Source organism: Vibrio sp. 970 (assembly GCF_033339075.1).
Genome location: NZ_JAWOTW010000757.1, coordinates 1 through 530 on the forward strand (window position 1 = coordinate 1; position 530 = coordinate 530).

1 protein-coding gene is annotated in these 530 nt (G+C 42.5%); it reads right to left on the bottom strand.

What is annotated here, in order from left to right:
- Positions 1-228: 228 nt before the first annotated feature.
- A partial coding sequence (locus R7Q11_RS29030) for a winged helix-turn-helix domain-containing protein (protein ID WP_225467327.1) occupies positions 229-530 on the bottom strand: 302 nt, incomplete at its 5' end.

Genomic DNA, 530 nt, shown 5'->3' on the forward strand with positions numbered 1-530 from the left:
CCTGCGGCGTTTCAACGCTGGCAGTACGCTCACGAACCAACTGAGGGCCGAACAGTTGGTCAAAGTTCAGGCCAGCATAAGTAGCACAACCAGCAAACAGACTGGCAATGCAGAGTATAAAAATTAGACGCAAATTCATTGAGTTATTTTGAGTAAATTGAATTTGCATTAATTAAAGCAAAATAAGTGACGAAATACCAAAAATCGAGACAAATAGCTGCGCTTTCTTTACCTATTTATGGATTTAAATAGATAACCCTTACGGTGAATTGTCTGAATTTGATCTGGTGGCATGCCTTCGGCAATCAAGCGTTTTCGCATTCGACTGATGTGCATATCCAGCGCTCGATCATGATCAGTGAACGGACGTTGCAAAACGGTTTGATAGAGGAAAGATTTGGTCAGTACTTTATCTTGATGCTGAATGAGCGTGCGCAGCAGTTCAAACTGAATGGGCGTGAGTTGGATATCCGTCTTCTTTGGTTGGCTTTGAATCGTAACAGACTGTGTGTACTTATCGAGCGTAAGTG